Here is a 25,940-nt window from a genome sequence, read left to right on the forward strand (position 1 = left end):
ATCAGTGCGCCGCCTTACAGACCAGGGGTCCGTAGGTATGCAGCTTATGATCAGGATTGGCCGGCAGCGTAAATGTCGCATGACAGGTTTTTCCTTCCGGTGTGGTCACCCGCATTTCGTTGTGCTCGCTGAGATTTTCCAGCCACGTGATACCCTCATAGCCTACCACGGAGACCGGTCGCGACGCCCGCCAGACCTGGCTTGACAGCGGCAGCGGCTTGCCCTGTTCATCATGCAGAATGACGCTGGCAACACGCTCCTGTTCCATTGGAAATTCAAGCAGATAGCCGCTGTTACGCCGTAACGCCACCCGTTTTTCCGTGGCTTTCAGCTGCGTATCGGCGGGCAAATCGAGGGTATCGATGCTGTAGTTCCCCGGATACCAGGCCGACACGCCGCTGATCAGCAGATACCCGTTGTCGTTGGTTTTCCCCACTGGCTGATTTTCATAATTGACCGGCACCTGTGAATGCCCGTCAGTGCTGACCACCACGAATGCATCATTGATTTTGTTGGCTGCAAAAAACTGGTCATCCATCATCACCAGCGATCCCATCGCCTCGCCCCACCAGGTCATCATGTTCTGCTCGCCGTAGCCGCCGCCCTGCAGTTCGACGTGATTATTTCGCCAGCCGAGCGTTGCCTGCTGATAGTTGTCGGCCGGTGCCTGGCGCGCCCACGCCATGTTCCAGCTAAAGCCGCCATCGGTGGGCATGGAATGGCTGTAGTTAATACGCTGTGTGCTTCCCGCATCCGGCGTGTTTTCCGTGCTGATGGCCATGCCATCGTTGTCGCCCAGCGGGATCTGCAACGACATTGCCACAGTCCAGCCATTTTTTTGCATGTCACGGCTGGCGGCCAGGTAGATGCTGCTTCCCCGCCAGAGATTGCGACTCCATGACAAATTGAGTAGCTCGGTTTTCTGGCTGTCGAAGCTGCGTACGCCAATCCACGCCGCCCCCAGATTGCCGTAATCCCCCATATTCAACGCCAGTGAATATTGATCAGTACGCTGGCTGAGGCTGGCAATGGGCTCATTGTTGGCGTCGACCATTGTCGGCTGGTCGTAGAGCGCGAGGTTACCGAAGCCGCGATCACGCCGGGTATGTTGCGTCGCGATGCTGAACGCCGCCGTACTGTACTGGTATCCCCAGTTCAGTTGCCCGCCGTTGTTACCCTGCATCTGGCTGCGGCTGTACGCCGTATTAACGATGCCAAAGCGCCCCAGTTTCACCAGACCGCCTGCGCCACCAAGCGCCAGTGATCCCGCGCCTTCGCCATGCGTCTCCAGGGTCAGATAATCGTTGATCCCGTAGCGGTATGAGGCGCTACCCACCACCGGGCCGTAATCGAAATTTTCGATGCCGTAGTTTTGCCGCAGCGCGCCGAAGGTAAAAGCGCCGTCGCTGATACCGGGTTTAAGCATTTCGCTGGCAACGTAAAACGGCAGTGTGGTGCTGACCTGACGTCCCAGTGCATCAGTGGTCACCAGCACGGCATTCCCCGCGCCGTTGATATAAGGCAGATTGGTCAGCGTAAACGGACCAGGCTGTAACTGCGTCGAGCCGGAACGGTAACCGTCAATAAACAGATCGACGGAGGTCGGCACCGCCGCTTCGCCGGAAAAGTCCGGCATCGGCCAGGTGACCAGATCGGGACGCAGCGAGAAGTCGCGGCCGAAATAGATCCCGCCGACGCGCACGCTGTTACTCCAGTTCAGCGCATCCGAGATCACATCGCCCGCGCTCCAGGTCGTGGCATTGTCATCATTGCTGCCGCTGAGGGTCGTGTCGTAGCGGATGTACCCGCCCGGTAATTGCGTGTCGCCACTGAGTTTCTGACGGGTGTTGCCGGTAGAGGAAAAGGTCAGGATGTCGTCAAAAAATCGCAACTCGTGCCACAGAGACGCCTGCCCGGCACCATGCTCTGTCTGGCTGGCGTAGAAATCATAATTCACTAAGGCACCACGACCGTTCATCGGCTGAATACGCTTGTTGCGTTCATTGAAGGCGATCGGGTGAACGGCCAGCCAGTCACGGGGCACGGCGATCAATAATCGCTGCCCGCTACCGTCATATTGCACCGTTACGTCCTCAAGACGGGACAGATCAACCTCCCCTGGCGGCAAATGTTCTGTCGGAATGCCTGCGCGTTGCAGATCGGCGCTGGAAACGATAAACGCCTCACCACGACGGGTCACCGGCACGACCAGGCCGGTGTCGTAGTAGTTGATCACTAACGAGAGTTGATACACCGCTGTCTGCGCTGACTGCCGGGCATCCGGCGGCGGTGGCAGTACATCGTCTTTCTGTTCCGCCCGACTCATCTCCGCTCCGGTGAATAGCATCAGCATAACCAGCGGCGTTAATCGCCCGGTGCTGAATGCCATTTCGCATCCCGCGCGTTGATAGTGGCGGTCATTTCATTCGGGTGAGTGATCCCGGCGACCAGCGGCCAGCGTCGGCTTTCTCCGGGCAAGACGTAACCGAGCAATCCTTGCGCCACGGTCTGTGTTCTGCCCGACTGATGCAGGAGGACGTTGCTCAACCGCAGATGAACAGCATCGCGGTTGCTGATTTCCAGCATCGGTTTTCCGGCCTCCTGCACCACGCGCCAGCGCAGTTTTTGTGTATCCACCAGTGCGTGATGCTCGCCTTTTGCAAACGTTTTGATCCCCTCACCGTAAACGAACAGCGGGATCGAATAGCGCATTTGCAGCCGTAATCCCATCTGCGGTTTGCTGGTGTCATTTGGCTCCGGGATCTCATCAACGATAATACGGTAGGCTTTTTCAACACCGGCAGGCGCAGGAGCCTGTTTAATCAGCCGGATCAATTGCTTATCATCCTGCGCAACGTTGAGAATGGGCGGGCTGGCGACCACCTCCTGTTGTGACTCATAGCGCTCATATCCGTTTTCCTGGCGCCAGCGCACGATGCGCACCTGCATAGTCGCCGTCGCAGTGCCCTGATTTTCAATCCACAACTCGGTGGCATTACGTTCGGCGGACAACCACGGGTCAATCGGCCAGATCAGGATCGTAGCCGCGGCCTGGCTTTTACCCGTAACCAACAGACCAGCAACAAGCAGTAACGTCGCCCCCGCTGCCGGTGGGATCGCAAACTGACGCATTGTTTTTCTCCCTGAATTACCATGACAACGTCACAGTGAGTTGATCGCTATAGTTCCCTGCCGGACTGAATCCGGTCAGTTGTGCGGTGCCGTATATCGGCAGCGCAATGTTGTTACTGTTGCTGTAGGCGATGGAGACCGCCTGATTGACCCCAATTTCCGTGGCGGGCGTCAGCGCGCTGTTGCTGTACAGTCGGTAAGGCACTTTATCGGTGCCGCCGGTCCGTTGCATCCGTCGTACCGAGCTGTAATTCTGCCCGCCATCAATGCTCATACTCAGCGCCACGCCCGGCGTACAGGCCAGCGACAGCGACGCGTTTGGCGCAAACTGCGCGTTGACGCTGCCGCTCTGCACGCCGCTGTAACTGCCAAAGTTCAGCGTGCCGAGCACCCCGCCACTGCCGGTAATGATCGAACAGCCTGGCGTAATGGTGGCGCTGACTTTGAACGACTGGGTGGTGATTGCCGCTACGTCGTTAGCCCCTGCCAGCGCCAGAAAAAGGCACAGGCAGGCCCCGGCTCCCGCTGGGAAGCCTGTTTTTTCTGTTCCCATTGCCTTCGATTAGTAAGTCACGCTGATGTTGATCGTGTCGGTGTAGGTGCCCGGAACCACCGTGACGCTGTTGCCGCCGCCCTGAATACGACCGTAGAGGGTGTAGTTATCCACCCCTGCTGTGGTGGAAGCGACAGGGATCGACGCGTTATTAGCGACGACATTGTTATAGCCGCTGTCACTGTAAATGCTGTAGGCCACGCCCTGACTGGTATTCGTGGTATTGACCAGATATCTCGCGGGCGTACCTGGCGTGCCAACGACGGTGCCGGGCGCGCTGCTGTTGGTATTACCGGTAACTTGCACGGTATAACTGGAGGTCGTGCACTGAATGGTGAAACTGTTACCGCCGCTGGCGCCGGTCAGCTGTGTCGTGAGGGTGGAAAATGTTGCCGGATGGGTACCAAAATCGAGTGAACCAAAGTTGATGCCGTTCTGGCTCGGTGAACCGTTGATCAGGCAACCGTTGGTGAGCGTAAGTGTTGCTCCTACCGTCCCGCTGCTGGTGACTGCCTGGGCACCTGCCCCCCACAGCACGAGCACACTTCCTGTTGCGATGAGAAGCGCTATTTTTTTCATGTGAGTCTCCAGTAAACCCAGACCTGACCGTGCTTTTATTGGCATCTCAGGCTGTTAGCTACGCCACCCAGTGGCCCGTTACTGGAAATTTAGTTGAGGGTTGGTTAATCAACCAGTGTCAGAAAGAAAGTCCTGACCTCTTATACACTTACAAAATATTAACTTTTAAAACAATGAGTTAAATTAAAAAATAACTGAACGACGACAGCGTTCAGAAGGATATATTCCCTTTATTGTGATATACATCACATTATACGTCTTCACGGATATTAGTGTTACTAATCAATTATTAAGAGCTGGTACACCCATACAGCAAAAAGCCCCCGATGTCGGGGGCTTTGTTCAGGAAAAACGGCGTATCAGGCAACGTGTGCTGCCGCGTTATCCAGCAGCGACATCTCTTCGCTGTTCAGCAGTTTTTCGATGTTCACCAGAATCAACATACGATCGCCCAGCGCGCCAAGGCCCGTCAGGTATTCAGTGGAGAGGGTGACGGCAAATTCCGGCGCCGGACGAATTTGCTCAGAGGCCAGCGACAGCACGTCAGAGACGCCATCGACCACGATACCCACCACACGCTGGCTGAGGTTGAGAACGATCACCACCGTGTTTTCGTCATACTCCACTTCCTGCTGGCTGAACTTCACGCGCAGATCGACGATTGGCACGATCACGCCGCGCAGGTTGGTGACGCCTTTGATAAACGTCGGCGTGTTCGCAATACGCGTGACTTGATCGTAACCACGGATCTCCTGCACTTTCAGGATATCAATGCCGTACTCTTCATCACCCAGTGTGAAGACCAGGAACTCCTGGCCTGTTGGCTCACCCGCCAGTTTTGCTACAGTGCTCATACCGGTCATGTTATTACCTTTTTCTCAATCAGGCGGCGGTGTTCGCCACGCGTTGTTCACGATTTATCCCTTGCAGCGCAGAAACATCAACAATCAGCGCTACGCTGCCATCGCCGAGAATAGTGGCCGCAGAAATACCCGGCACTTTGCGATAGTTGCTTTCGAGGTTTTTCACCACCACCTGGTGCTGGCCGATCAGTTGATCCACCAGCAGCGCATAACGGCGACCAGCGCTTTGCAGGATCACCACAATCCCCTGCGTCGGTTCGGTGTTGGCGCCCTCGACATCGAAGATTTTCCACAGTTCGACCAGCGGCAGATACTCGCCGCGCACTTCCAGTACGCGTTCGCCGCCCGCCAGCGGATGCAGATCGTCTTCACGCGGCTGCAGGGATTCCATTACCGCATTCAGCGGCAGAATAAAGACTTCGCCACTGACTTTGACCGACATTCCGTCGAGGATGGCGAGCGTCAACGGCAGTAAAATACGAATGGTGGTACCGGCACCCTGTTTGGACTGAATTTCGACGTGGCCGCCCATTTCCTGGATGTTACGTTTCACCACGTCCATCCCCACGCCACGGCCCGAAACATCGGTCACCTGCTCGGCTGTCGAGAAGCCCGGCGCAAAAATAAGCATGCCGACTTCTTCATCGGTCATGTTGTCGTGCACCGCCATGCCCTGGGAAATCGCTTTCGCCAGAATACGTTCGCGGTTCAGCCCGGCGCCATCGTCGGTCACTTCGATACAAATATTGCCCCCCTGATGCTCAGCGGAGAGGACCAGGTTGCCGACCGCCGATTTCCCGGCAGCGACGCGCGCTTCCGGCAGTTCGATACCGTGGTCAAGGCTGTTACGCACCAGATGCGTTAACGGGTCGATGATGCGTTCGATCAGGCTCTTGTCTAGTTCGGTTGAGCTGCCCATCTGGGTCAGTTCCACCTGTTTGCCGAGTTTGCCCGCCAGGTCGCGCACCAGACGCGGGAAGCGGCTGAAGACGTATTCCATCGGCATCATACGAATTGACATCACCGATTCCTGCAGATCACGGGCGTTGCGCTGCAACTGTCCCATGCTGGTGATCAGATCACCATGCTGCACCGGGTCAAGCTCGTTGGAGCGCTGCGCCAGCATTGACTGGGTGATCACCAGTTCACCCACCAGGTTGATCAGCTGATCCACTTTTTCCACCGCCACGCGGATACTGGTCGATTCGCTGGCGCGAGCGGCAGGTTTTTCACGACTCGCATGGGCAGGTGTAGTCTCTTTAGCGACCGGTTTCAGCGCCGGTACCGCTGGCGTGCCGGGTTCAACGGCGGCAACCGCTGTGGCAGCACTTTCGTCAGCCGCGACGACAGCGACCTCGGTGGTGACCGTTTCAAAGGCAATCTGGTCAGCTTCGATGACGAAGCACAGCACCGCAACGACATCGTCCTGATCGACGCTGCCGTCAAGCGTTGCCGACAGCGAGTCGTCGGTTTTTTCTACCTGGCTGAGCTGCGCCAGGTTGCTCAGTTCTTCCTGAAGCATGTCTGGTTCGCCGGGTTTCAGCCGCGACAGCACGATACGTGTTTTGCCTGCCGGACCGCCTGCCACGGGCGCAACCTCTTCGGTTTCCACAACGGACAGTTTTGCCCCGTTTGCCGCGACGGGGGCACTTTCACCTTTCGCCTCCAGCGCCAGCTGACGTAACGCAGTACAAATGTATTCGAAGCTGGCAGCATCAGGTTCTGATGAGCTTTTATAGGCGTCGAGTTGTTCCTGCATAATATCTTTGGTTTCCAAAAACAGGTTGATAATGTCGGTGTTGAGCTGCATCTCACCACGCCGCGCGTCATCAAGCAGGTTTTCCATCAGGTGCGTGGTCTCCTGCAGAATAGTGAACCCGAAAGTCCCTGCGCCCCCCTTGATGGAGTGGGCGGCGCGGAAAATGGCGTTCATCTGCTCGGCATCAGGTGCTTCAGGAACTAAATCCAGCAGGTGCTGCTCCATATCAGCCAACAATTCGTCGGCTTCATCAAAAAACGTCTGATAAAAATCGCTGATATCCATACTCACGGTATCACCTCTGATCGGGTTGTGGCGATGTGGGACTGGCCGCCGACGGCACCGCCGCTGGCTGCTGTAAAACACTTAATGGTTCATTCTGGCTCTCCGCATTTTCATGCAGAATCGCCTCTTCGGCCTGGTGGTTCAGCACCAGCAGGCTGATACGACGGTTAATGGCGTCATCGCCGCCTCGATCGTTAAGGCGCATGGTGTTAGCCATTCCCACCACGCGTAACACTTTGCCATCATCCAGACCGCCCGCGACCAGTTCGCGACGTGAGGCGTTCGCGCGGTCGGCAGAGAGTTCCCAGTTACTGTAACCGCGTTCGCCCGTAGCATACTGGTAGTCATCGGTATGGCCAGACAGACTGATTTTGTTAGGGATTTCATTCAGCACCGGCGCGATTTTCCGCAAAATGTCGCGCATGTACGGTTCCACTTCCGCCCGTCCGGTTTCAAACATCGGTCGGTTCTGGCTGTCGATAATCTGGATCCGCAGCCCTTCCTGCACCAGATCGATTTTCAGGTGCGGACGCAGCGCCCTGAGTTTCGGGTCTGACTCAATCAGCTGATCGAGTTCACCACGAATTTTCTGCAGACGACTCTGCTCCATGCGTTTTTTTAGATCGTCAATGTTCGGCTGTTTGGTCACTTCGCCCTTCTGCTGGGTAAAGTCATCGCCGCCACCCGGGATCGGGCTTTCGCTGTTGGAGACCCGCTGCCCGCCGGTGATCGCGGTTGCCAGCGGTGTGCGGAAATATTCGGCTATCTGAATCAACTCTTTCGGACTGGAGATGGAAATCAGCCACATCACGAGGAAGAACGCCATCATCGCCGTCATAAAATCGGCATAAGCGATTTTCCATGAGCCATGGACATGATGATGTCCTTTGTGCTTACGCCGTCTGACGACGACGATGGGATGCGTCTGATTTTTCATGCGTCCTCGGTCGTAGTCTGCGTTTGAGCGGCGTTAGGATTGCGCACGGCACGTACATGTTCTTCCAGTTCGATAAATGACGGACGCTCGCTGGAGTAAAGCGTTTTACGGCCAAACTCAACGGCGATCGGCGGCGCGTAGCCGTTCAGGTTCGACAGCAGCGTGATTTTGACGCACTGCATCATTTTGGTGGTTTCCGCACTCTTCTGGCGCAACACGCTGGCAAGCGGCGAGATAAACCCGTAAGCGAGCAGAATACCGAGGAAGGTCCCGACCATCGCGTGGGCAATCAACGAGCCCAGTTCCGCCGCCGGACGGTCAGCGGACGCCAGCGCGTGAACCACCCCCATCACGGCGGCGACGATACCAAACGCCGGCAGCGAATCACCGACCAGCGCCAGGCTATTGGCCGGCACTTCCGCTTCGCTCTCGTGCGTTTCGATCTCTTCGTCCATCAACGCTTCGATTTCAAAGGTATTCATGTTGCCGCTGATGATGAGGCGCAGATAATCGACGATGAAATCAAGCATGATGTTGTCGGCGAGAATGCGCGGGTAACTGGTGAAAATCTCGCTCTCACGCGGATTTTCGATATCACGTTCCAGCGAGAACATCCCCTGCTGGCGCGATTTGGCCATCAGCCGGTACAGCAGCGCCAGCAAATCCATGTACATGCTTTTGGTGTACTTTGAACGGCGAAACAGCAGCGGCAGCGCTTTCATCGTGCCCCTGATCGCTTTGCCATTGTTGCCGACGATAAACGCACCAATACCCGCGCCGGCGATAATAACCAGCTCGGCAGGTTGATAGAGTGCCCCAAGGTGCCCGCCGGTCATGACAAAACCGCCGAAAACTGTACCGATAACCACCAGGTATCCTAATAAGATAAGCACGACATCATCCTTCCACTGTTGACTAAGGCGAGGAGGAGCAGATAAGCGTTTCCGTCTTCGTTAGGGCAAAAAAAAGCAGCGGTAATCGCTTACCGCTGCTGGAGTGTTTGTCCACACCGATTCGGTTAAACAGCCTGACCTATCTGTTCATCCAGCAGTTGTGAGGTAATATCGGCAGCGTCGCTGGAAAGTTTACGTCTTTTTACGGCTCGCGACGGGGGCTGGCACAGACTGCACACGAAGCTTCCCACCGGTTGATGCGCGTGAGTAATAAAATTTCCACCGCAGCAGTTGCAATGTGACAATTCGAGCATCCCGCTCTCCACAAAACGCACCAGCGTCCAGGCGCGGGTTAACGCCAGTAACGGCCCCGTTTCCTGCTGTGGACATTGTTCCAGATAGAGTCGATAGGCTTTGATGACGGCATCCACACCGCTGCACAGACCTGTTTTCAGTAAATACTGCCAGGCATTACAAAACATCGAAGAGTGAATGTTTTGTTCCCAGGTCATAAACCAGTCAGTGGAAAATGGAAGCATCCCTTTTGGTGGAGGACTACCGCGCAATTCTTTGTACAGTTTGATGAGACGACCACGGCTCAGCTGTGTCTCACTTTCCAGCATCTGTAAGCGAGCACCCAGCGTAATCAGTTCCATTGCTAACTGAATATCGCGGGCTTCCTGAACAATGCTTTTTTCGCTCATCATCAGGCCCTTTTTTTCTTAGCAGAATCTTCTGCCTGACCGGTTTCTTTCAGTAAGCGGGTAGAGAGGAGGATTCCGGTATGGATCTGTTGAAGGTCGTCAACACGTGATTCTTGTGTCAGCCGTGTGATGGTCTGGTGACTATCGAAGCGGAACTGGCACACCAGTTGGTTCGTTTCCGCCAGTTTTACCATTTGCGGAAGGGTGAGCTCCCCGAGCGTTGTCGCCATCTCTTCGTTAATGCCGAGACGGAACATCGCAGAGGCTTTATCCTGACTAATCAAACGCTGTGCAAGTAGCAAATATGACAAGTTGATGTCATAAACATGTTTTAGCAACTCGGATGTATGCATTTTTCCCATCCCGAATAACCAACCATTATTTTATGCGGTGTGACCGCACCCCGTGATGTCGCCGGTAAAAACCCGGTAAAAAAATAGAAACGGCCAAAATGCATAGTTGTCTTAGGCGATGGCTTGCCTGACTGTTATGTCTCTTTCTTCAGGGAAAGATAACGCGTCAATTTTAAACATTTCTTACAAATAACTAAGATTTTTCCTAATTCGACGCAACTGTACTCGTGAGTTCTTACACATACAATGTGGCCTTGCTGAAAATTTGAAATTTTTGTGATCTACATCACATAATCAGGCTCAATATTAGCAGTAAATCCATCAGAATGCGTTGTCAATTGTTGAAAATTTAGGCATTCCTTACACTTTTCTATTACTAAACTGTGAATAAGCATTTTCTAACACATACTTAAGCCATAATTTGGTTTGAAAAACTGCCGGACCGTGAGATGGCGGTCATCTTGTCATATGAATAGCAAATAAATGCATAATAATCATCATAAAAACATAATGTTATCCTTTTAGAATTATAAAATTATTCCGATAGGTAATTATATTATTTTTGTTAGTTAACCCTGGTTACACGTTAAAAATGGATTATTAAAGCTACTGGTTTTTGTTAAGTTGATCCTTTTTCTTAACAAGGTGAACATTTACTTTATTCCTGACATAAGAATAATTAATGAATATTCAGAAGACGCTCACACTTCTGTATTAGCCAGCGCTTGCACGGGCTGCCGAAACGGAGTAAAGAGGGAAAAAGGGGTAGTTTTGCGTATCACAAGGAGGCCCGATGCCGTACTCGCACCTTTTAGTCGCCGTCGCCCCGACGCCAGAAAGCCGTATTCTTGTGGACAAGGCGGTGTCCATCGCCCGTCCTGTGCAGGCCAAAATCAGCCTGATCACATTTACCGCTGACCCGGAAATGTACAATCAGCTTGCGGCACCGATGATGGAAAATCTGCGTGAGCTGATGCAGGAAGAAACCAAGGAATTTCTGGCTGAATTGATTCAGCACATGGATTATCCGGTCGAAGAAACGGTTATCGCCTCCGGGGAATTAGGCGAACACGTCAGGCATTTTTGCCAGAAGAAAAAAGTTGATCTGGTACTCTGCGGTAATCACAACAAGAGCTTTTTCTCCCGCGCGACCTGTTCGGCGAAAACCGTGGTGGGCAACAGTGGCGTCGATGTGCTGTTGATCTCGCTGGAAAAAGCGCAGGCGAAATGATGCGCGCCACCAGGGCGCGCAAGGTGAGATTGTCGTCAGGCCAGTTTCGGAAACGTCGCCACTTTGTCGCGCAGGCGGCTCTCTTCACTGCGCGGCGTGATCTGCTTTAGGTCGCTAATAAAGCGTTCCTGCCAGTGGTCAATGTCATTTTCTCTGATCACCGCCTCCATTTCGGCATGACGGGCGATACGCTCAGCAAGCGGCATTGATAATGCCCTGTCGAGCGCGGCCGCGACGTCATCGCGATCGTATGGATTAACAATCAGCGCCGAGGTCAGTTCGTTGGCCGCACCGGCAAATTGCGACAGCACCAGCACACCAGGGTTAGCCGGGTCCTGTGCCGCCACAAATTCTTTCGCCACCAGATTCATGCCGTCTCGCAGCGGCGTCACCAGACCAACGTCAGAGTAGCGGAACACCTTCATTAACAACTTGCGATCGAAGTGCTGATTCAGGTAATACAGCGGCGTCCAGCCAAGCTGCCCGTACTGACCGTTAATACGCCCGGCGGCCGTTTCCAGTTGATGACGAATATCCTGGTAGGCTTGCACGTCGCCGCGTGAGGTGGGCGCAATCTGCGTATAGCGGATCTTACCGTGATGTTGCGGATACTTCTCCAGCAGCGTCTCGTAAGCCAGAAAACGTTCAGGCAGCCCTTTTGAGTAATCCAGACGTTCGACGGAGAAGATGTTTTTGAGCCCTTTCAGCTCAGCCTTCAGCTGCGCCAGCTTCGGCGGCAGCGGACCGCTTGCCTGGCGGGCAATCTCCTTCGGCTCGATGCCAATCGGATAGACCTCAGTGCTGAACGCTTTCCCCCATGCTCTGTGCGAGTGGTCTTCATGCGTCGTCAGACGCGTCTGCACTTTTATACACTCAAGAAAAGCCAGGCGGTCGTTTTCGGTCTGGAAACCGAGCAGGTCGTAATCACAAAGCTGCTCCAGCAGTTCGGCGTGGGGCGGCAGCGCGTTAAAGATTTCCGGTGTCGGGAACGGGATATGTAAAAAGAAACCGATACGGTTGTTCACACCACGCTTTCGCAACTCGCTGGCGAAAGGCAACAGATGATAATCGTGGATCCACAGAATGTCGTCCGGCTCAATCAGCGGCAACAGTTTATCGGCAATCAGCGAATTGACCCGCTGATACCCTTCCCAGGCGTCACGCTGAAAATCGACCAGATCCAGACGATAGTGAAACGCGGGCCACAGCACGGCGTTGGAGAACTGGTTGTAATAAAGATCGTGACTCTCCTCGCTAAGATTGAATGACGCCCAGGTAATGTTACCGCGTGTCACCTTTTTTAGCGGCGCGTCTTCATCGCCCGTTTCGCCACTCCAGCCAAACCATAATCCCCCGGTAGATTTCAGGGCACCAAGCACGCCGACCGCAAGGCCACCGGCGCTGCCTTTTTTATCGTCTGGCGACGCGACACGATTAGATACTACGACTAAGCGACTCATAGCCATCCCTCCTGTCAGTTAGCGTATGTTGCTGGGTATCCACCACGGTTTTCAGCCATTGATGAACGTGCGGGACACTCGCCAGGCGACATTTCGCCAGCGTCTCCCCCTCGCCCACTTTCACTGAAACTCCCCCCAGTTTATTCACCACATCAAAACCGCTCTCATCGGTCAGGTCATCGCCAACAAACACCGGCTGACGACCGATAAAGGGCGCTTCCTGTAAAAAGGCCGCAATGGCCGCACCTTTATTAACGCCTTTGGGTTTAATCTCCACCACGCATTTCCCCGGCTGTAACGCCAGTTGCGGGTGGCGCGCCACAATGTCCTGCGCCAGGTCGATAATCGCCGCCTCGTGTTGCGGGGCGCGGCGGTAGTGCAGTGCGAATGCCATCCCCTTGCTTTCAAGTTCGCTGCCCTGCAGCGACGCCAGCGCCTGCCTGAGGGTTTCCTCAAGCGTGCTGACCAGCGAGGCTGGAAGGGTCAGAATATGCCGCTGATCATTGATATCACGGCGTTCCGCCCCGTGAACACCGGCAAGCGGGAAACGCCAGGGTTCGACGAGCGCGTCCAGCTCGTCCATTGAGCGCCCTGAAATCAATGCTACGGCACCATTTTGCTGTTCAGCAAGCTGATGCAGCGAAAGGCGAACGTCGGTGGGAATAGCAACCTGGTCAGGATGGGGTTTAATCTCTGCAAGCGTTCCATCAAGGTCAAAGAAAAATGCCAGATTTCCAGTCAGATCAGGCGGTACTGTGAGCAGTTTATCCACCCTTTGTCCTCCTTTTTTACAGCCAACGGCTTCTTGTTAATAAAAAGTTAGCAGTATAAGTATAGACAGTGTGACCACCCTCGCCATTTTCAAATGAAAACGCCAGTGGAATTACCCACTGGCGAGACGGAAGAAGTACACTTAAAGGTTAGGGGCAAAAACTACGCCGTACGCTTCGCTTTTTGTTTGTAACGGTCGAAGATCACCGCCGCCAGCAGTATCAGACCGCGCACTACATACTGCGAGAATGGCGAGATGTTCAGCAGGTTCATCGCGTTCTCTACTGTCCCCAGAATCAGAACCCCGGCGACCACATACGAGATTTTCCCAATCCCGCCTTTCAGAGAAACGCCACCCAATACACAGGCCGAGATAACGATCAGCTCATAACCAATTGAGGTCATTGGCTGGCCGCTGGTCATACGCGACGCGAGAATGATACCCGCCGCCGCCGACACCAGCCCGGAGAGCACAAAGATGATGATCTTGGTGCGCACCACCGGCACCCCGGCAAGTCGCGCCGCTTCTTCATTACCACCAATCGCCAGCGTATTGCGGCCAAAGGTGGTTTTGTTGAGCAGCAGACCAAAGATCACCAGACATACGACCGTCAGCCAGATGGGTGCCGGCAAACCGAACCAGTTGGCATAGCCCAGGGTAAAGAAACGCTCATCCTCAATACCCACCGCTTTCCCATCGGAAATAATATAGGCCAGACCGCGGACAATTTGCATGGTAGCAAGTGTGGTGATCAGGGCGTTGATTTTCAGTCGGGCGATGACAAAACCATTGACCAGGCCGCTCAGCACACCGAGCATCAGCCCGGCAAAAACGCCAATCCACAGGCTCTCGGTCATATTAATCACCACCGCCGTGGTGACCCCGGCACAGGCAATCACCGAAGCGACGGACAGGTCGAAATCACCGGAGGCGAGGCAAAACAGCATGCCGCACGCTACCATGCCGGACATGGAGATCGCCAGTCCCAACCCTTTCATATTAATGAACGTGGCGAAGTTAGGCACAAAAATCGCACAGGCGATAAACAGGGCGGCGAACACCACCAGCATGCCGTACTGATCCCAGATGCGGCCAAAGCTGAACGACTTCTGGGTTGCGCCGGATGTAGTAACAGATGACATCATAGACTCCTCTCAGGCGACCGCCTGGCTGACTTTAGGCATCGCAAGGCTTAACGCCTGCTGTTCATTGGCGTTTTCATGCAGTAACTCACCGGCGATTTCACCCTCGCGCATCACAACGATACGGTCGGCGACGCCAATCACTTCCGGCAGATCGCTTGAGGCAAAGAGCACCGCCACGCCGGACGCCGCCAGCGCATAGATAACGTTATAGATTTCGTGTTTGGCCCCGACGTCAATGCCGCGGGTCGGCTCGTCGAGCAAAATGACTTTCATCTCTTCGGAGAGCCAGCGGCCAAGAATCGCCTTCTGCTGGTTCCCACCGGAAAGGTTCATGATCAGCTGTTCCGCGCCTGGCGTTTTGATATTCAGCGACTGAATATGGTGCTCGGCGTTCTGCACTTCCCAGCGATTGTTGATCACGCAGCCGCCAAGAATGTGTTTGCGTCTGGCGCTGATATTAATGTTGTCACGCACGGAGTGAACGGGGATGATCCCTTCCGCTTTGCGATCTTCCGGGCAGAGCATCATGCCAGCACTGATGGCCTGTGCCGGTTTGGTGATATTGACGGGTTCTCCGTCGATCCACACCTGCCCGCCGGTAATGCGCGTACCGCCAAACAGCCCTTTCATCAGTTCGCTGCGCCCTGCGCCGACCAGGCCAAACAGCCCGACGATTTCGCCGCTACGTACGGAAAGGGAAATCGGTGTGCGTACGCCCGGCGCCTGCACCTGCTCCAGCCGCAGTCGCTCTGCGCCATATTCACGCGGCTGCCAGCCATAGATGTCGCCAATGTCGCGCCCGACCATCGCCTGCACCAGCACCTCGTGGTTGACCTGCTGCATGTCGGTAAACGTGCGCACAAAGCGGCCATCCTTAAAGACAGTGACGGCGTCGCTGAGGGCAAAAATCTCTTCCATACGGTGGGAGACATACAGGATAACGCGACCCTCGTTACGCAGTTCGCGGATGACGCGGAACAGGTTGTCGATTTCGCGTGCCGATAACGAACTGGTCGGTTCGTCAAAGGCGATAATTTTGGCGTTACGCGCCAACGCTTTGGCAATTTCCACCATCTGCCACTGGCCGATGGAGAGATACTTCAGCGGCGTTTCCGGGTCGATATCGAGCCCAAGGTGCTCCAGTTGCAGACGCGATTCGTAATTCAGCAGGGAGCGATTCACAATCCCGCCTTTATGCGGCAACTGCCCGAGGTAGATGTTTTCCGCCACGGTCATTTCAGGCACCAGATGCAGTTCCTGATAAATAATGGCCACCCCGGCGTTCAGCGCGGCGGTCGTATCAGCAAACGCCATCTCCTGACCGCGGATCCGCAGAGTGCCGGCCGTCGGCGAATAGTTGCCGCTGAGGATTTTAAGCAGTGTGGATTTTCCGGCGCCATTTTCCCCCATCAGCGCGTGAACCTGTCCGGGATAGCAGTCGAAACTGATATCCGACAGCGCTTTCACACCAGGGAATGTTTTGGTGATGCCGTGGAATGAGAGATACGGTGTTGACTGTTGCATAACGACTCCGCCAGTAAGTTCAGCACGCGTCCTGCTGCCCCGCGTTTACGCCGGGGCAGCAGGTGTGCGTTTTACAGCCCTTTCTTCGCCAGCGCTTCTTTGAAATTGTCACGCGTGATCAGCACAACGTCGGTCACAGCGGTAAATTTCGGCGGTTCTGCGCCTTTGGTTACCCAGTTGTAAAGCAGCTCACTGGTTTTATAGCCATGCACGTCCGGGCTTGGCAGCAGCGAACCGTAGAAACCGGTGGCCTGCGCTTTTGACAGCTCGTTCACCGCATCCACGCCGTTAATGCCGATGCCGATGACGTCGTTGGCTTTAAAGCCCTGCCCTTCGGTGGCGCGCACGCCGCCCAGCACGGTGTTGTCGTTCATACCGACCACCAGCCAGTGTTTAACTTCCGGGTGCTGAACCAACAGGGAGTTACCGGCATCGAATGCGCCGGGGATATCGTTAGATTTGGTAGGCACTTTGTAGATTTGCGCTGCCGGGAAACCTGCCGCTTTCAGTGCATCCATAGAGCCAGTGGTACGGCGACGCGCGGTATCCAGCTCATCAGCGGTGATGGCCATGACGCCTGTTTGTTTGACATCCCAGCCGCGTTTTTGCATTTCTTTATACAGCTCTTGTCCCTGGCGGGCACCGATTTCACTGGCCGCCATCATCACCAGCGGGACGTTTTCCATCGGTTTGCCTTTCGCGTTAACGAACTGGTCATCGACGGTAATCACTTTCATATCATAGCTGCGCGCCTTCGCCACGATGGCTGGCCCCAGTTTCGGGTCAGGCGTACAGATAACAAACCCTTTCGCGCCGCTGGCGGCAAGGCTGTCGATCGCATTCAGCGTTTTCTCACCGTCAGGCACGGCGATTTTAATCACATCAAATCCTAAATCTTTACCGGCTTTATCGGCAAAACGCCATTCGGTCTGGAACCAGGGTTCTTCTGGCTGTTTAACTAAAAAACCCAGTTTCATATTCTCTGCGATAGCCGATTGTGACATAACCGCAGCGAGACCGATCGCCGCCAGTGCTTTAGTAAATTTGTGCATGGTAAACTCCAGCTTTAGTGCTCTTTTATGTAGGGAAAAATCTGCTTTCTGAATTTATTCGGACATAAAACAACGCATTAGCATCGATCACAGCAACAATGCCCATGTGAGTTTATTAATAGCGGGAAATTAATTATCCATAAGAGAGCGCCATCACACCGCAGAATTACAGTAATTGAGTGCATAGATTTAGCGAGAAATGACATAATTTTTAACGTATTCATCATACAATAACATTATGCCACGACAGAATTATCCATGTGACCAGCCAACTTATCCTCATCGGCCTGCCGCGCGGCATCTGCGGGAATTCGTTGTGTCAGTCATAAGGAATTTTTCTGAAAGATTTTTGCGAAGCGGCGAATTGATCGCTGGGGCAACATAGAATTAACGAAAACCTTCGATCAGATTTTCTTTTATTTTACCGGTAACAATCATTATTTTGTCATATTATCCGGACGTGATTTTACAGATAATATCTTTGTATTATATATCAACAACATACAAAATATATTTTGTAGAATATGTCTTAAAAACGATTAATTACGCATTCCTGTAACGAAACGTAAATAGCCAGGGTTAAGTGTTTTCTTATTCGATATTTCGCGCTATTATCATTTCCGCCGATATAAAATTAATTCTGTATCGTCACTTCTCAACATTATTATGTTTATTATTTATGGTGCACCCACGCTGTTTTTCAGTTGCCGTGCGCGTGGTTTCTACATGTAATTTAGGATATTAGTATGACTGTCAACGGAATGGCGCAAAAGCTGAATGCTCAGATGAACCTTGAATTCTATGCCTCTAACCTGTGCCTGCGTTTTAGTGAATGGTGCAGCGAGCATCGTCTGAACGGCACCGCCATTTTCCTGCGTAATCAGGCACAGATAAACGTGACTAAAATGATGCGCATGTTTGATTTTATGAAAACATCCGGGGCATGGCCGGTAATTAAAGCTGTAGATACTTCCGACGCCACCTGTTCCACGCTGGAAGATCTGTTTCTGAAATCCGTCGAAGAACATCAGCAGCGCAGCAATACACTTTCCGCGCTGGCAGCAGAAGCGAAGGCCATACAGGACGGCACAATCCTGAGCTTCCTTCACTTGCTGGAAAAAGAACAGCAGCAGGATGGCCTGTTATTGCAAACGATTCTGGAAGAGGTTCGTAGTGCGAAACAGGCGGGTCTTTGCCCGGAACAGACCGACCAGCATGTGCTGAACGTCGTTAAATTCCAGAAACAGTAATTCCCTCGCGATAATTCCTCTTCTGAACCGTTAAGTCTGGTGTCCTGCCAGGGCAGGACGCCGGATTAATGGGCTTCGCCCTGCGGGGTAAATTTCAGCTCAATCAGCGCAATCGCTTTCTGAATAGCACGACGCGTGACCGGGTCCACGCCCGCCTGGTGGCTGGAAAAATCAATCGACTTCAGCTGTGTCGCCATCTTGTCGCGGACTTCAACCGGCGCAATCACGTCAATGACATCCAGAATTTGCTTAATCACCAACTGGCAGGCGACGACGTCTGAAACCAGTTCATCATTAGCGGAAAGTTGTTGTGACATTTTTTACTCCTTCTTTGCGGAGCGCCATAGTACCCTAAAACGCGGTTGACGCGGGGCATAAAACTATCAATAAAAAAATGTAGTGGGACACCAACATTGAGCAGCGAAGGCAAACCAACGTTACGTAACACGCTTTCCACACCGGGATCCAGAGGAGTTTCACCTGCCGCATTACTGGTTGCGGGGGCCTTTTTTATGGAATTTCTCGATGGCACCGTCATCGCGACCGCCCTGCCCGATATGGCGAAAACCTTCGCCGTACAGGCGGTGGATCTTAATATCGGCATCAGCGCCTATCTGATCACTCTCGCGGTACTGATCCCGGCGAGCGGATGGATCGCCGACCGTTTCGGCGCGCGCAAGGTCTTCAGCCTCGCGCTGGCGATTTTCACCCTTGCCTCGGTCTTTTGCGGGCTCGCCACCAGCGTCGACAGTTTCGTTGCCATGCGTATTTTGCAGGGCATCGGCGGCGCGCTGATGGTGCCGGTCGGGCGACTCGCGGTGCTGCGCACCACGCCGAAACATCAGCTAATCACCGCCATCGCCACCCTCACCTGGCCCGCGCTGGTCGCGCCCATCATCGGCCCGGCGCTCGGCGGGTTCATCACCAGCTACGCCAGCTGGCGCTGGATCTTCTTTATTAATGTTCCCCTGGGCCTGGTGGCGATTGCGCTGGCGTTGCGCATTATTCCTGATATTCGCGAAAACGAACGGCGCCCTTTCGATCTGCCCGGTTTTTTGTCAACAGCGCTGGCGATGGTCTGTCTGGTGTATGCGATGGAGATGCTGGGATCGACGACATCACAGACCCTGCAAACAGGCGCGCTGTTGCTGACCGGCGCGCTGGCGTTTGCCTTCACGCTGCGTCATTTCCGCCGCGCGTCCTGGCCGATGATCCGTCTGGATTCGCTGAAAATCGCCACCTTTCGCATCACTTTGTATGGTGGTTCGCTGTTCCGCGCGTCGATCAGCGCCGTGCCGTTTCTGCTGCCGCTATTGTTCCAGGTCGGCTTTGGGATGGATCCGTTCCACGCCGGGCTGCTGGTGCTGGCGGTGTTCGTTGGCAATCTGACCATCAAACCCGCTACGACGCCGCTGATCCGTTGGCTCGGGTTTCGCAAACTGCTGCTGATCAACGGGTCACTGAACGTATTAGCGTTGCTGGCCTGCGCCCTGCTTTCGCCACAAACACCTGTCTGGCTGACGCTGCTCATTCTCTACCTGGGTGGCGTGTTCCGCTCTATCCAGTTTACCGGTATCAGTACACTGGCATTCGCCGATGTTGCGCCGCCGCAAATGAGCTACGCCAATACGCTGTTCAGCACCGCAACGCAGCTGGCCATTGGGCTTGGGATCACGCTGGGGGCGATAGGCATTAGACTGGGGGAAAAAATGAGCGTCTGGCTGGATCTGGCGACATTACCCGGTATCAGCTTCCGGCTGGCCTTTGTGTTTATCGCCCTGATTTGCCTGGCCGGTATGATTGATACGCTACAGCTTACCCGCGATGCCGGCAGCGCCGTCTCGCGAAAAAATCAATAAAAAACCCGGCGGCATAGCGCTCACCGGGTTGCGTTACTGCACAAATTACGCCAGTCTTTCGCGCACAAACGCTTCGATGGCTTTGTCCTGGCAGTTATCAAAGAAACACTGCTGGAAGCGCGGGCCGCTGATCGCTGTTTTCACCAGTTCAGGATCGATAGCGCGTAGCGTATCCAGATAATTCTCTTTCACTACCGCCGCTTTCACCTGATTCAGGATCCCGGCATTGCGCACCTGCGGTTCTTTGCGCTCCGGCGGATAGCCTTCGCCATTGCGTCCGGTGAACGCTTTCTCAAAGATAAAGCGCACATTCAGTTCCGCACCCCAGCCAAAGCCTTTGGCGAACGGCAGCGACAGCGCGTTACCGTTGTTGATCTGCGCAAACAGGAACGCATCCGCCGGATCGATGCAATAACCGCATACCACGCCCGGGTGGATGTTCAGCGACATCAGCGCCCCCTGCCCGGTTCCACAGCCCGTCACCACGAAATCCACCGCTTTTGAATTCAGTAAAATGCTGGCCATGATGCCGAGGTGGATATAGGTCAGGTGATGATCCTGCTCATCGCTCATGCCCACGTTATACACCGGAAACCCTTTTTCACCGGCAACGGTATTCAGTTCTTTCAGGATGATGGCGTTCTTGCTCGCCTGGCTGTTTTCCATCATCAGTGCAATCTTCATGTCTTCACTCCTGATTACGGCGGGGAAACCCGCGGTGAATAAGCACACTGGCTCTCACCTTACTATTCCATAAACTCATTTTCAAATTTAATGAAAAATTGTTTTATAAATCAGACGAAATAACGACGAAAAGTTAATAAAAAGATCTATCCGCGATGGGAACGGTTCGTTAGACTGATGAATACTGCACGCTTTATTAGGATCGCTTCTGTGAATCGTCGCTGGCGCCAGTTACTGAAAAGGTCACTTCACGCATTCCAGGTTATTCTCTTCCTGTTTTGCGCAACTCCACTGTTTGCCGCACCAAAGCCGGTGCCGGTCTGGCTATATGACGACGAAAACTTCGAGTTCTGGCGCGATGCCAATGGACATTATCAGGGTTTTTACCAGGATCTGTTTCACGCCATTAATGAGAAATATGGTTATAACTTTCAGCTTCACCCAATCGATGGTGAAGAGATTAATCGCCTCTTTAATGAAAACCACTATGGTCTCTATGCCGGTGTATTACGCACCGAAGAACGCGCGACCAGCAAAATCCTCTCCATGCGGTTATTTGATAATGAAGTGGTGGCCGCCAGCCTGATCCGCAGTGCCGATACGCCGGATGATTTAGACCATGCGCGGATTGCGTTTCGTCGCAATGACGCCACCTTCGACCAGGTCAGAAAACGCTATCCCGAACTGAAGTTTCGCGACGTGTTGCTTGTCGATGCCAGCCAGATGGGTTTCGATCTGCTGCGCGACGGCAAGGCCGATTACTATATTAACGATGACTCTGAAATGGATGACACGCAGCACTATTATGCCATTTCCCGTCCGTTCCCCGATCTCCGCATTCCGGTGACCATCGGCTTCAGTCCCGAATTAGCAAACACTCGCAGCAATATCAATCAGTTAATCAACGAATGGCAACAAAACGGCAAACTGCTTCAACTGGAAGAGAACAGCCGCCGCAATTACCTCGTGAGCCGCATCCAGCTGACGCCGCAGGAAAGCGCGTGGATCAAACACAACACGCTTGATGTCTGGCTACCAAAAAACGAAAACTTCGCGCCGCTGATCTGGCAGGACCGTAACGGCTATCACGGCACGACGATAGATATGATCAACGACATGCAGGAGCTGCTGCATATCAAAGTGAATGTGCATTACGTGGACAACTACGTGGCACGCATGCGGCAGGAGAACTGGCCGGTACGGCTGGTTGATATCCTGAATGACCAAAATCCGCTGCACACCAGCGGCATTATCGGCCCGTTACAGTCCTGGCATAACGCCTGGTATACCCGCATTGATGAACCGTTCATTCGCGACGAAGAGCAGATCCGTTTTCAGCGCGTCGGGGTATTGAAAGATTCCTACGCCAGCCTTTATCTGCGGCAACGCTTCGGCAACGACATTACGCTGGTCCCCGTCGATTCCGTTGATCATCTGTTCGATGCCATTGATAACCATCGCGTCGACTACATTCTTGGCGATCTCAGTTCGCTGGAGCTGGCCCTGCGCGGCAATGAGCTGTTTCGCGGCGTGCTCAAAGTCGCCGGGCTGACGCACTCTGACGAACAAATCGGCGCCTGGGTCGCGCCGGGTCATCCGCTACATTCGCTGTTAACCGAGGTTCATCGTATCTCCAGCCTGCGCGCGCAACTGGAACGGCATCGCGAACCACCGGCGACGCTGGACATCAGCAAAAACACACTCAAAGTCATTAGTGTCATCCTGCTGATCACCGCCCTGTTCAGTCTGTTCCTGGTGCTGCTGTTGCGGCGGCAAATCAGAAAAAACCATCTGGTCAACCGCAGCATTGTGGAAGCGATGGAAAAAGTGAACCGCGCGCATGATGACGAAACCGGCAGTCACATTCAGCGCGTGTCAGCTTATTGCGGCCTGCTGGCGCGGGAGCTGAAGCTGCCGCATCGCACAGCGAGAGATATCGAACGGTTTGCCTCGCTGCATGATGTCGGCAAGATCGCCGTGCCAGAGCGCATTCTGCGTAAAGAGGGACCGCTCACGGAAGAAGAGTTCAGCGAAATGAAGCTTCATACGCTGAAAGGCTGGCGAATTATTCAGGGGCTTGGCCTCGGCACCATTGCCGAAAACATCATTCACTACCACCATGAAAAATGGGACGGCAGCGGCTACCCGGAAGGCCTGAAAGGCACGGAGATCCCCATTGAAGCACGTATTCTGGCGCTGGCGGATGTCTATGACGCGCTGCGGCAAAAGCGTGTTTATAAACCCGGCTTCAGCCACGAACAGGCCTGCGAGGTGATCTTCTCCGGCTCCGGAAAGCATTTTGACCCGCAGTTGATTGCGCTCTTTCGCCAGTTGCACCCTAAATTTCGCGAGATCTTCGACGCGCGCGCTGATTAACGCCGCCGTTGCGATAACTAAGCACCGATTCATCGGTTATTCTGCGGATTGCCGCCGCATCAGACGGTTAGGATAAGAAGATTTCCGTGCTTTCAGAGCGATACCATGAATAAATTCCTCCTTGCCGCCGCTGTTATATCGTTATCCGCCTGCACTATCTCGCGCCAGGCGGAGGTCAGTAATGTGGACGCGAACAGCGGCGTCGTTCGCCTCTCCTACGGACAAACCCTGCTGCAGTCCGCACGGACCGATGATTATGTGGCAAACGGGATGGCGACAAAACAGTGTCAACAACTCGGCTATGCCACTGCTGTCAGCTACGGCCAGCCGATTGTCACCTGCACCACCACCAGCGGCTCGCTGTGCCTTAACAACAGCGTGACGATTCAATATCAGTGCCGCGGTATCGCGATAACCCAGCCGAAATATAACGGCTACTGGTAATAAAAATGGCCGACAACAGATTGTCGGCTTTTATTTTTAAAACAGAATCATTCTTATTTTCTTTTTATTATTTAGTGGCAATGCGTGTTATTCCCATTCGCATTTTTAATAATTGCCTTTCTTATTTTACCTTTTGCAAATAATTAGATAACAATTTATAGTGAGCCGCACAATTATCTGAACAGTTTGTTTTTGCGGAGAAATACGATGCTGAAATCTGAAATGATTGAACAACTCAATGAGCAGATGAACCTCGAGCTCTATTCTTCCCTGCTTTACCAGCAGATGAGTGCCTGGTGCAGCTACCACAGCTTTGAAGGTGCCGCCGCGTTCCTGCGCCGCCACGCGCAGGAAGAGATGACGCACATGCAGCGCCTGTTTGATTACCTGACGGATACCGGCAGCCTGCCGCGTATTAATACCATCCAGAGCCCGTTTGAAGAATATTCATCACTGGCGGAACTGTTCCGTAAAACCTACGAGCACGAGCAGCTCATCACACAGAAAATTAACGAACTGGCGCACGCGGCTATGACCCATCAGGATTACCCGACCTTTAATTTCCTGCAGTGGTATGTTGCTGAGCAACACGAAGAAGAAAAACTGTTTAAATCGGTTATCGACAAATTGTCGCTGGTTGGTCAAAGCGGCGAAGGACTTTATTTCATCGACAAAGAACTGTCGACGCTTGATACGCAAAACTAAGTCTGATGGCGGCAGTTTTTGACTGCCGCCTGCCTGCCCTGCCCGTGTCCTTCCTGTAAACATATCGGTACATACACTGTAATTCAGATTTGAAGAAGCGGTAGATTTCCCCTACGCTGCGCGGCATATTTTGTTGTTATGACGTTCTGTAGCAGAGGAAAGCGTGAAGAACCGCATTCTGGGTAGTATTTTAATCGTTGCGGGCACCACGATTGGCGCAGGGATGCTGGCGATGCCGCTGGCGTCAGCAGGCGTTGGCTTTGGTGTCACTCTGGGGTTACTGGTGTGTTTATGGGCGCTGATGTGTTACACCGCCCTGCTGCTGCTGGAAGTCTATCAACATGTTCCTGCCGATACCGGACTGGGTTCGCTGGCGCTGCGCTATCTCGGGCGTTATGGCCAGTGGGTCACTGGCTTCAGCATGCTGTTTTTAATGTATGCGTTAACCGCTGCGTACATTAGCGGCGCCGGTGAGCTGCTGGCGTCCAGCCTGAGCCAGTGGTTGTCAGTGTCCATGACGCCTGCCGCCGGCGTGCTGCTGTTTACGCTCGTTGGCGGCTGCATTATCTGCGTTGGCACCTCGCTGGTCGATTTCTTTAACCGTTTCCTGTTCAGCGCCAAAATCATCTTTCTGATCATTATGCTGGTGCTGCTGCTACCGCACATTCATCAGATTAACCTGTTGACGCTACCCGTTGAGCAAGGGCTGGCGCTGTCCGCCATCCCGGTTATTTTTACCTCGTTTGGCTTTCACGGCAGCGTGCCGAGCATTGTCAGTTATCTCAACGGTGACGTGCGTAAACTGCGCCGCGTGTTCATCATCGGCAGTTTTATTCCGTTGGTCGCTTATATCTTCTGGCAGCTCGCAACACTCGGCAGCATCGATTCACCGGTATTTAACGCCTTACTGGCGACGAACGGTGGTCTGAATGGGTTATTGCAGGCAATCCGCGAAGTGGTGGCGTCTCCCCATGTGGAGCTTGCCGTGCATCTGTTTGCCGACCTGGCGCTGGCAACGTCTTTCCTTGGCGTGGCGCTTGGGCTGTTTGATTATCTGGCCGATCTGTTCCAGCGTCAGAACACTGTGCGCGGGCGTATGCAAACCGGCGCGATTACGTTTCTGCCGCCGCTGGCCTTTGCACTGTTCTACCCGCGCGGATTCGTGATGGCGCTCGGCTATGCCGGCGTGGCGCTGGCGATCCTGGCGCTGGTGATCCCGTCGCTGCTGGTGATGCGCAGCCGTCGGCGTCACCCGGAGGCGGCTTATCGTGTGGCAGGCGGCAACCTCGTGCTGTGGCTGGTGTTCACCTGTGGGATAGCGGTGATTGCGGTGCAATTTTGCATCGCCACCGGATTGCTTCCGGCCGTGGGATAATGAAA

Annotated in this window: 24 protein-coding genes; 7 read left to right on the forward strand and 17 right to left on the reverse strand. The window is 53.8% G+C overall.

Annotated features, from left to right (window positions below; translation table 11 throughout):
- Position 1 precedes the first annotated feature (1 nt).
- The 10 genes from QMG90_RS13060 to flhD all read right to left on the reverse strand — a co-directional run bounded on the left by QMG90_RS13060 (position 2) and on the right by flhD (position 10,058).
- Positions 2-2,389, reverse strand: coding sequence for a fimbria/pilus outer membrane usher protein (locus tag QMG90_RS13060; protein ID WP_283280078.1), 2,388 nt, complete (start codon positions 2,387-2,389; stop codon positions 2-4).
- The gene (locus tag QMG90_RS13065; protein ID WP_283280079.1) at positions 2,365-3,132 is read right to left on the reverse strand and encodes a fimbrial biogenesis chaperone; all 768 of its coding nucleotides are present in this window, start codon (positions 3,130-3,132) and stop codon (positions 2,365-2,367) included. The genes QMG90_RS13060 and QMG90_RS13065 overlap by 25 nt, the downstream gene beginning before the upstream one ends.
- Before the next feature lie 16 nt (positions 3,133-3,148).
- Positions 3,149-3,685, reverse strand: a complete 537-nt coding sequence (locus QMG90_RS13070) for a Csu type fimbrial protein (protein ID WP_283280080.1) — start codon at positions 3,683-3,685, stop codon at positions 3,149-3,151.
- Positions 3,686-3,694: 9 nt separating this feature from the next.
- Positions 3,695-4,264 (reverse strand): spore coat protein U domain-containing protein, encoded by a 570-nt coding sequence (locus tag QMG90_RS13075; RefSeq protein ID WP_283280081.1) that lies wholly within the window; start codon positions 4,262-4,264, stop codon positions 3,695-3,697.
- 359 nt (positions 4,265-4,623) lie between these two features.
- A complete protein-coding gene (cheW, locus tag QMG90_RS13080) occupies positions 4,624-5,127 on the reverse strand; it encodes a chemotaxis protein CheW (RefSeq protein WP_283280082.1) in 504 nt (167 codons plus the stop codon).
- A 19-nt stretch (positions 5,128-5,146) separates the two neighbouring features.
- A complete protein-coding gene (gene cheA, locus QMG90_RS13085) occupies positions 5,147-7,177 on the reverse strand; it encodes a chemotaxis protein CheA (RefSeq protein ID WP_283280083.1) in 2,031 nt (676 codons plus the stop codon).
- A 4-nt stretch (positions 7,178-7,181) separates the two neighbouring features.
- Positions 7,182-8,108: a flagellar motor protein MotB gene (motB, locus tag QMG90_RS13090; RefSeq protein WP_283280084.1), complete on the reverse strand. Its 927-nt coding sequence runs from the start codon at positions 8,106-8,108 to the stop codon at positions 7,182-7,184.
- Positions 8,105-9,001, reverse strand: coding sequence for a flagellar motor stator protein MotA (gene motA / locus QMG90_RS13095; protein ID WP_283280085.1), 897 nt, complete (start codon positions 8,999-9,001; stop codon positions 8,105-8,107). Before motA ends, motB begins: the two co-directional genes overlap by 4 nt.
- Positions 9,002-9,126: 125 nt before the next feature.
- Positions 9,127-9,711 (reverse strand): flagellar transcriptional regulator FlhC, encoded by a 585-nt coding sequence (gene flhC, locus QMG90_RS13100; protein WP_192901444.1) that lies wholly within the window; start codon positions 9,709-9,711, stop codon positions 9,127-9,129.
- A complete protein-coding gene (flhD, locus tag QMG90_RS13105) occupies positions 9,708-10,058 on the reverse strand; it encodes a flagellar transcriptional regulator FlhD (protein ID WP_038153372.1) in 351 nt (116 codons plus the stop codon). The genes flhC and flhD overlap by 4 nt, the downstream gene beginning before the upstream one ends.
- 793 nt (positions 10,059-10,851) lie before the next feature.
- Between flhD and uspC the strand changes: the two genes are divergently transcribed.
- On the forward strand, positions 10,852-11,289 hold the full coding sequence (gene uspC, locus QMG90_RS13110; protein WP_283280088.1) for a universal stress protein UspC: 438 nt from the start codon (positions 10,852-10,854) through the stop codon (positions 11,287-11,289).
- 35 nt (positions 11,290-11,324) lie between these two features.
- On the opposite strand, the gene otsA is transcribed toward uspC, so the two are convergent.
- From otsA to QMG90_RS13135, 5 genes are all read right to left on the reverse strand, one after another.
- Positions 11,325-12,749, reverse strand: a complete 1,425-nt coding sequence (otsA, locus tag QMG90_RS13115) for an alpha,alpha-trehalose-phosphate synthase (protein WP_283280090.1) — start codon at positions 12,747-12,749, stop codon at positions 11,325-11,327.
- Entirely contained in the window at positions 12,724-13,521 is a 798-nt protein-coding gene (otsB, locus tag QMG90_RS13120) for a trehalose-phosphatase (RefSeq protein ID WP_283280092.1), read from the reverse strand. Before otsB ends, otsA begins: the two co-directional genes overlap by 26 nt.
- A 161-nt stretch (positions 13,522-13,682) precedes the next feature.
- Positions 13,683-14,663 (reverse strand): arabinose ABC transporter permease AraH, encoded by a 981-nt coding sequence (gene araH, locus QMG90_RS13125; RefSeq protein ID WP_283283959.1) that lies wholly within the window; start codon positions 14,661-14,663, stop codon positions 13,683-13,685.
- Between the two features lie 12 nt (positions 14,664-14,675).
- Entirely contained in the window at positions 14,676-16,190 is a 1,515-nt protein-coding gene (gene araG / locus QMG90_RS13130; RefSeq protein WP_283280094.1) for an L-arabinose ABC transporter ATP-binding protein AraG, read from the reverse strand.
- A gap of 71 nt (positions 16,191-16,261) precedes the next feature.
- Complete coding sequence (locus QMG90_RS13135) at positions 16,262-17,242, reverse strand: arabinose ABC transporter substrate-binding protein (RefSeq protein WP_283280095.1); 981 nt, start codon at positions 17,240-17,242, stop codon at positions 16,262-16,264.
- Between the two features lie 746 nt (positions 17,243-17,988).
- Here QMG90_RS13135 and QMG90_RS13140 point away from each other — a divergent pair.
- A complete protein-coding gene (locus QMG90_RS13140; protein ID WP_283280096.1) occupies positions 17,989-18,492 on the forward strand; it encodes a non-heme ferritin-like protein in 504 nt (167 codons plus the stop codon).
- Positions 18,493-18,557: 65 nt separating this feature from the next.
- Here QMG90_RS13140 and QMG90_RS13145 read toward each other — a convergent pair whose 3' ends face one another.
- A complete protein-coding gene (locus tag QMG90_RS13145; protein ID WP_283280097.1) occupies positions 18,558-18,809 on the reverse strand; it encodes a DUF2766 family protein in 252 nt (83 codons plus the stop codon).
- A 174-nt stretch (positions 18,810-18,983) separates the two neighbouring features.
- Here QMG90_RS13145 and QMG90_RS13150 point away from each other — a divergent pair, with 174 nt between their 5' ends.
- The gene (locus tag QMG90_RS13150) at positions 18,984-20,351 is read left to right on the forward strand and encodes an MFS transporter (RefSeq protein ID WP_283283960.1); all 1,368 of its coding nucleotides are present in this window, start codon (positions 18,984-18,986) and stop codon (positions 20,349-20,351) included.
- Positions 20,352-20,396: 45 nt separating this feature from the next.
- Here the strand turns inward: QMG90_RS13150 and QMG90_RS13155 are convergent, their stop codons facing one another.
- Positions 20,397-21,035, reverse strand: a complete 639-nt coding sequence (locus QMG90_RS13155; RefSeq protein ID WP_283280098.1) for an RpiB/LacA/LacB family sugar-phosphate isomerase — start codon at positions 21,033-21,035, stop codon at positions 20,397-20,399.
- A 210-nt stretch (positions 21,036-21,245) separates the two neighbouring features.
- Here QMG90_RS13155 and QMG90_RS13160 point away from each other — a divergent pair, with 210 nt between their 5' ends.
- The 4 genes from QMG90_RS13160 (at position 21,246) to tyrP (ending at position 25,935) form a co-directional block, all read left to right on the forward strand.
- The gene (locus tag QMG90_RS13160) at positions 21,246-23,411 is read left to right on the forward strand and encodes an HD domain-containing phosphohydrolase (protein ID WP_283280099.1); all 2,166 of its coding nucleotides are present in this window, start codon (positions 21,246-21,248) and stop codon (positions 23,409-23,411) included.
- A 105-nt stretch (positions 23,412-23,516) separates the two neighbouring features.
- Positions 23,517-23,855, forward strand: a complete 339-nt coding sequence (yecR, locus tag QMG90_RS13165; RefSeq protein ID WP_283280100.1) for a YecR family lipoprotein — start codon at positions 23,517-23,519, stop codon at positions 23,853-23,855.
- Between the two features lie 207 nt (positions 23,856-24,062).
- Positions 24,063-24,560: a non-heme ferritin gene (ftnA, locus tag QMG90_RS13170; protein WP_283280101.1), complete on the forward strand. Its 498-nt coding sequence runs from the start codon at positions 24,063-24,065 to the stop codon at positions 24,558-24,560.
- A 163-nt stretch (positions 24,561-24,723) separates the two neighbouring features.
- Entirely contained in the window at positions 24,724-25,935 is a 1,212-nt protein-coding gene (gene tyrP, locus QMG90_RS13175; protein WP_283280102.1) for a tyrosine transporter TyrP, read from the forward strand.
- Positions 25,936-25,940: the final 5 nt, after the last annotated feature.

Source organism: Trabulsiella odontotermitis (assembly GCF_030053895.1).
Lineage (GTDB): Bacteria > Pseudomonadota > Gammaproteobacteria > Enterobacterales > Enterobacteriaceae > Trabulsiella > Trabulsiella odontotermitis_C.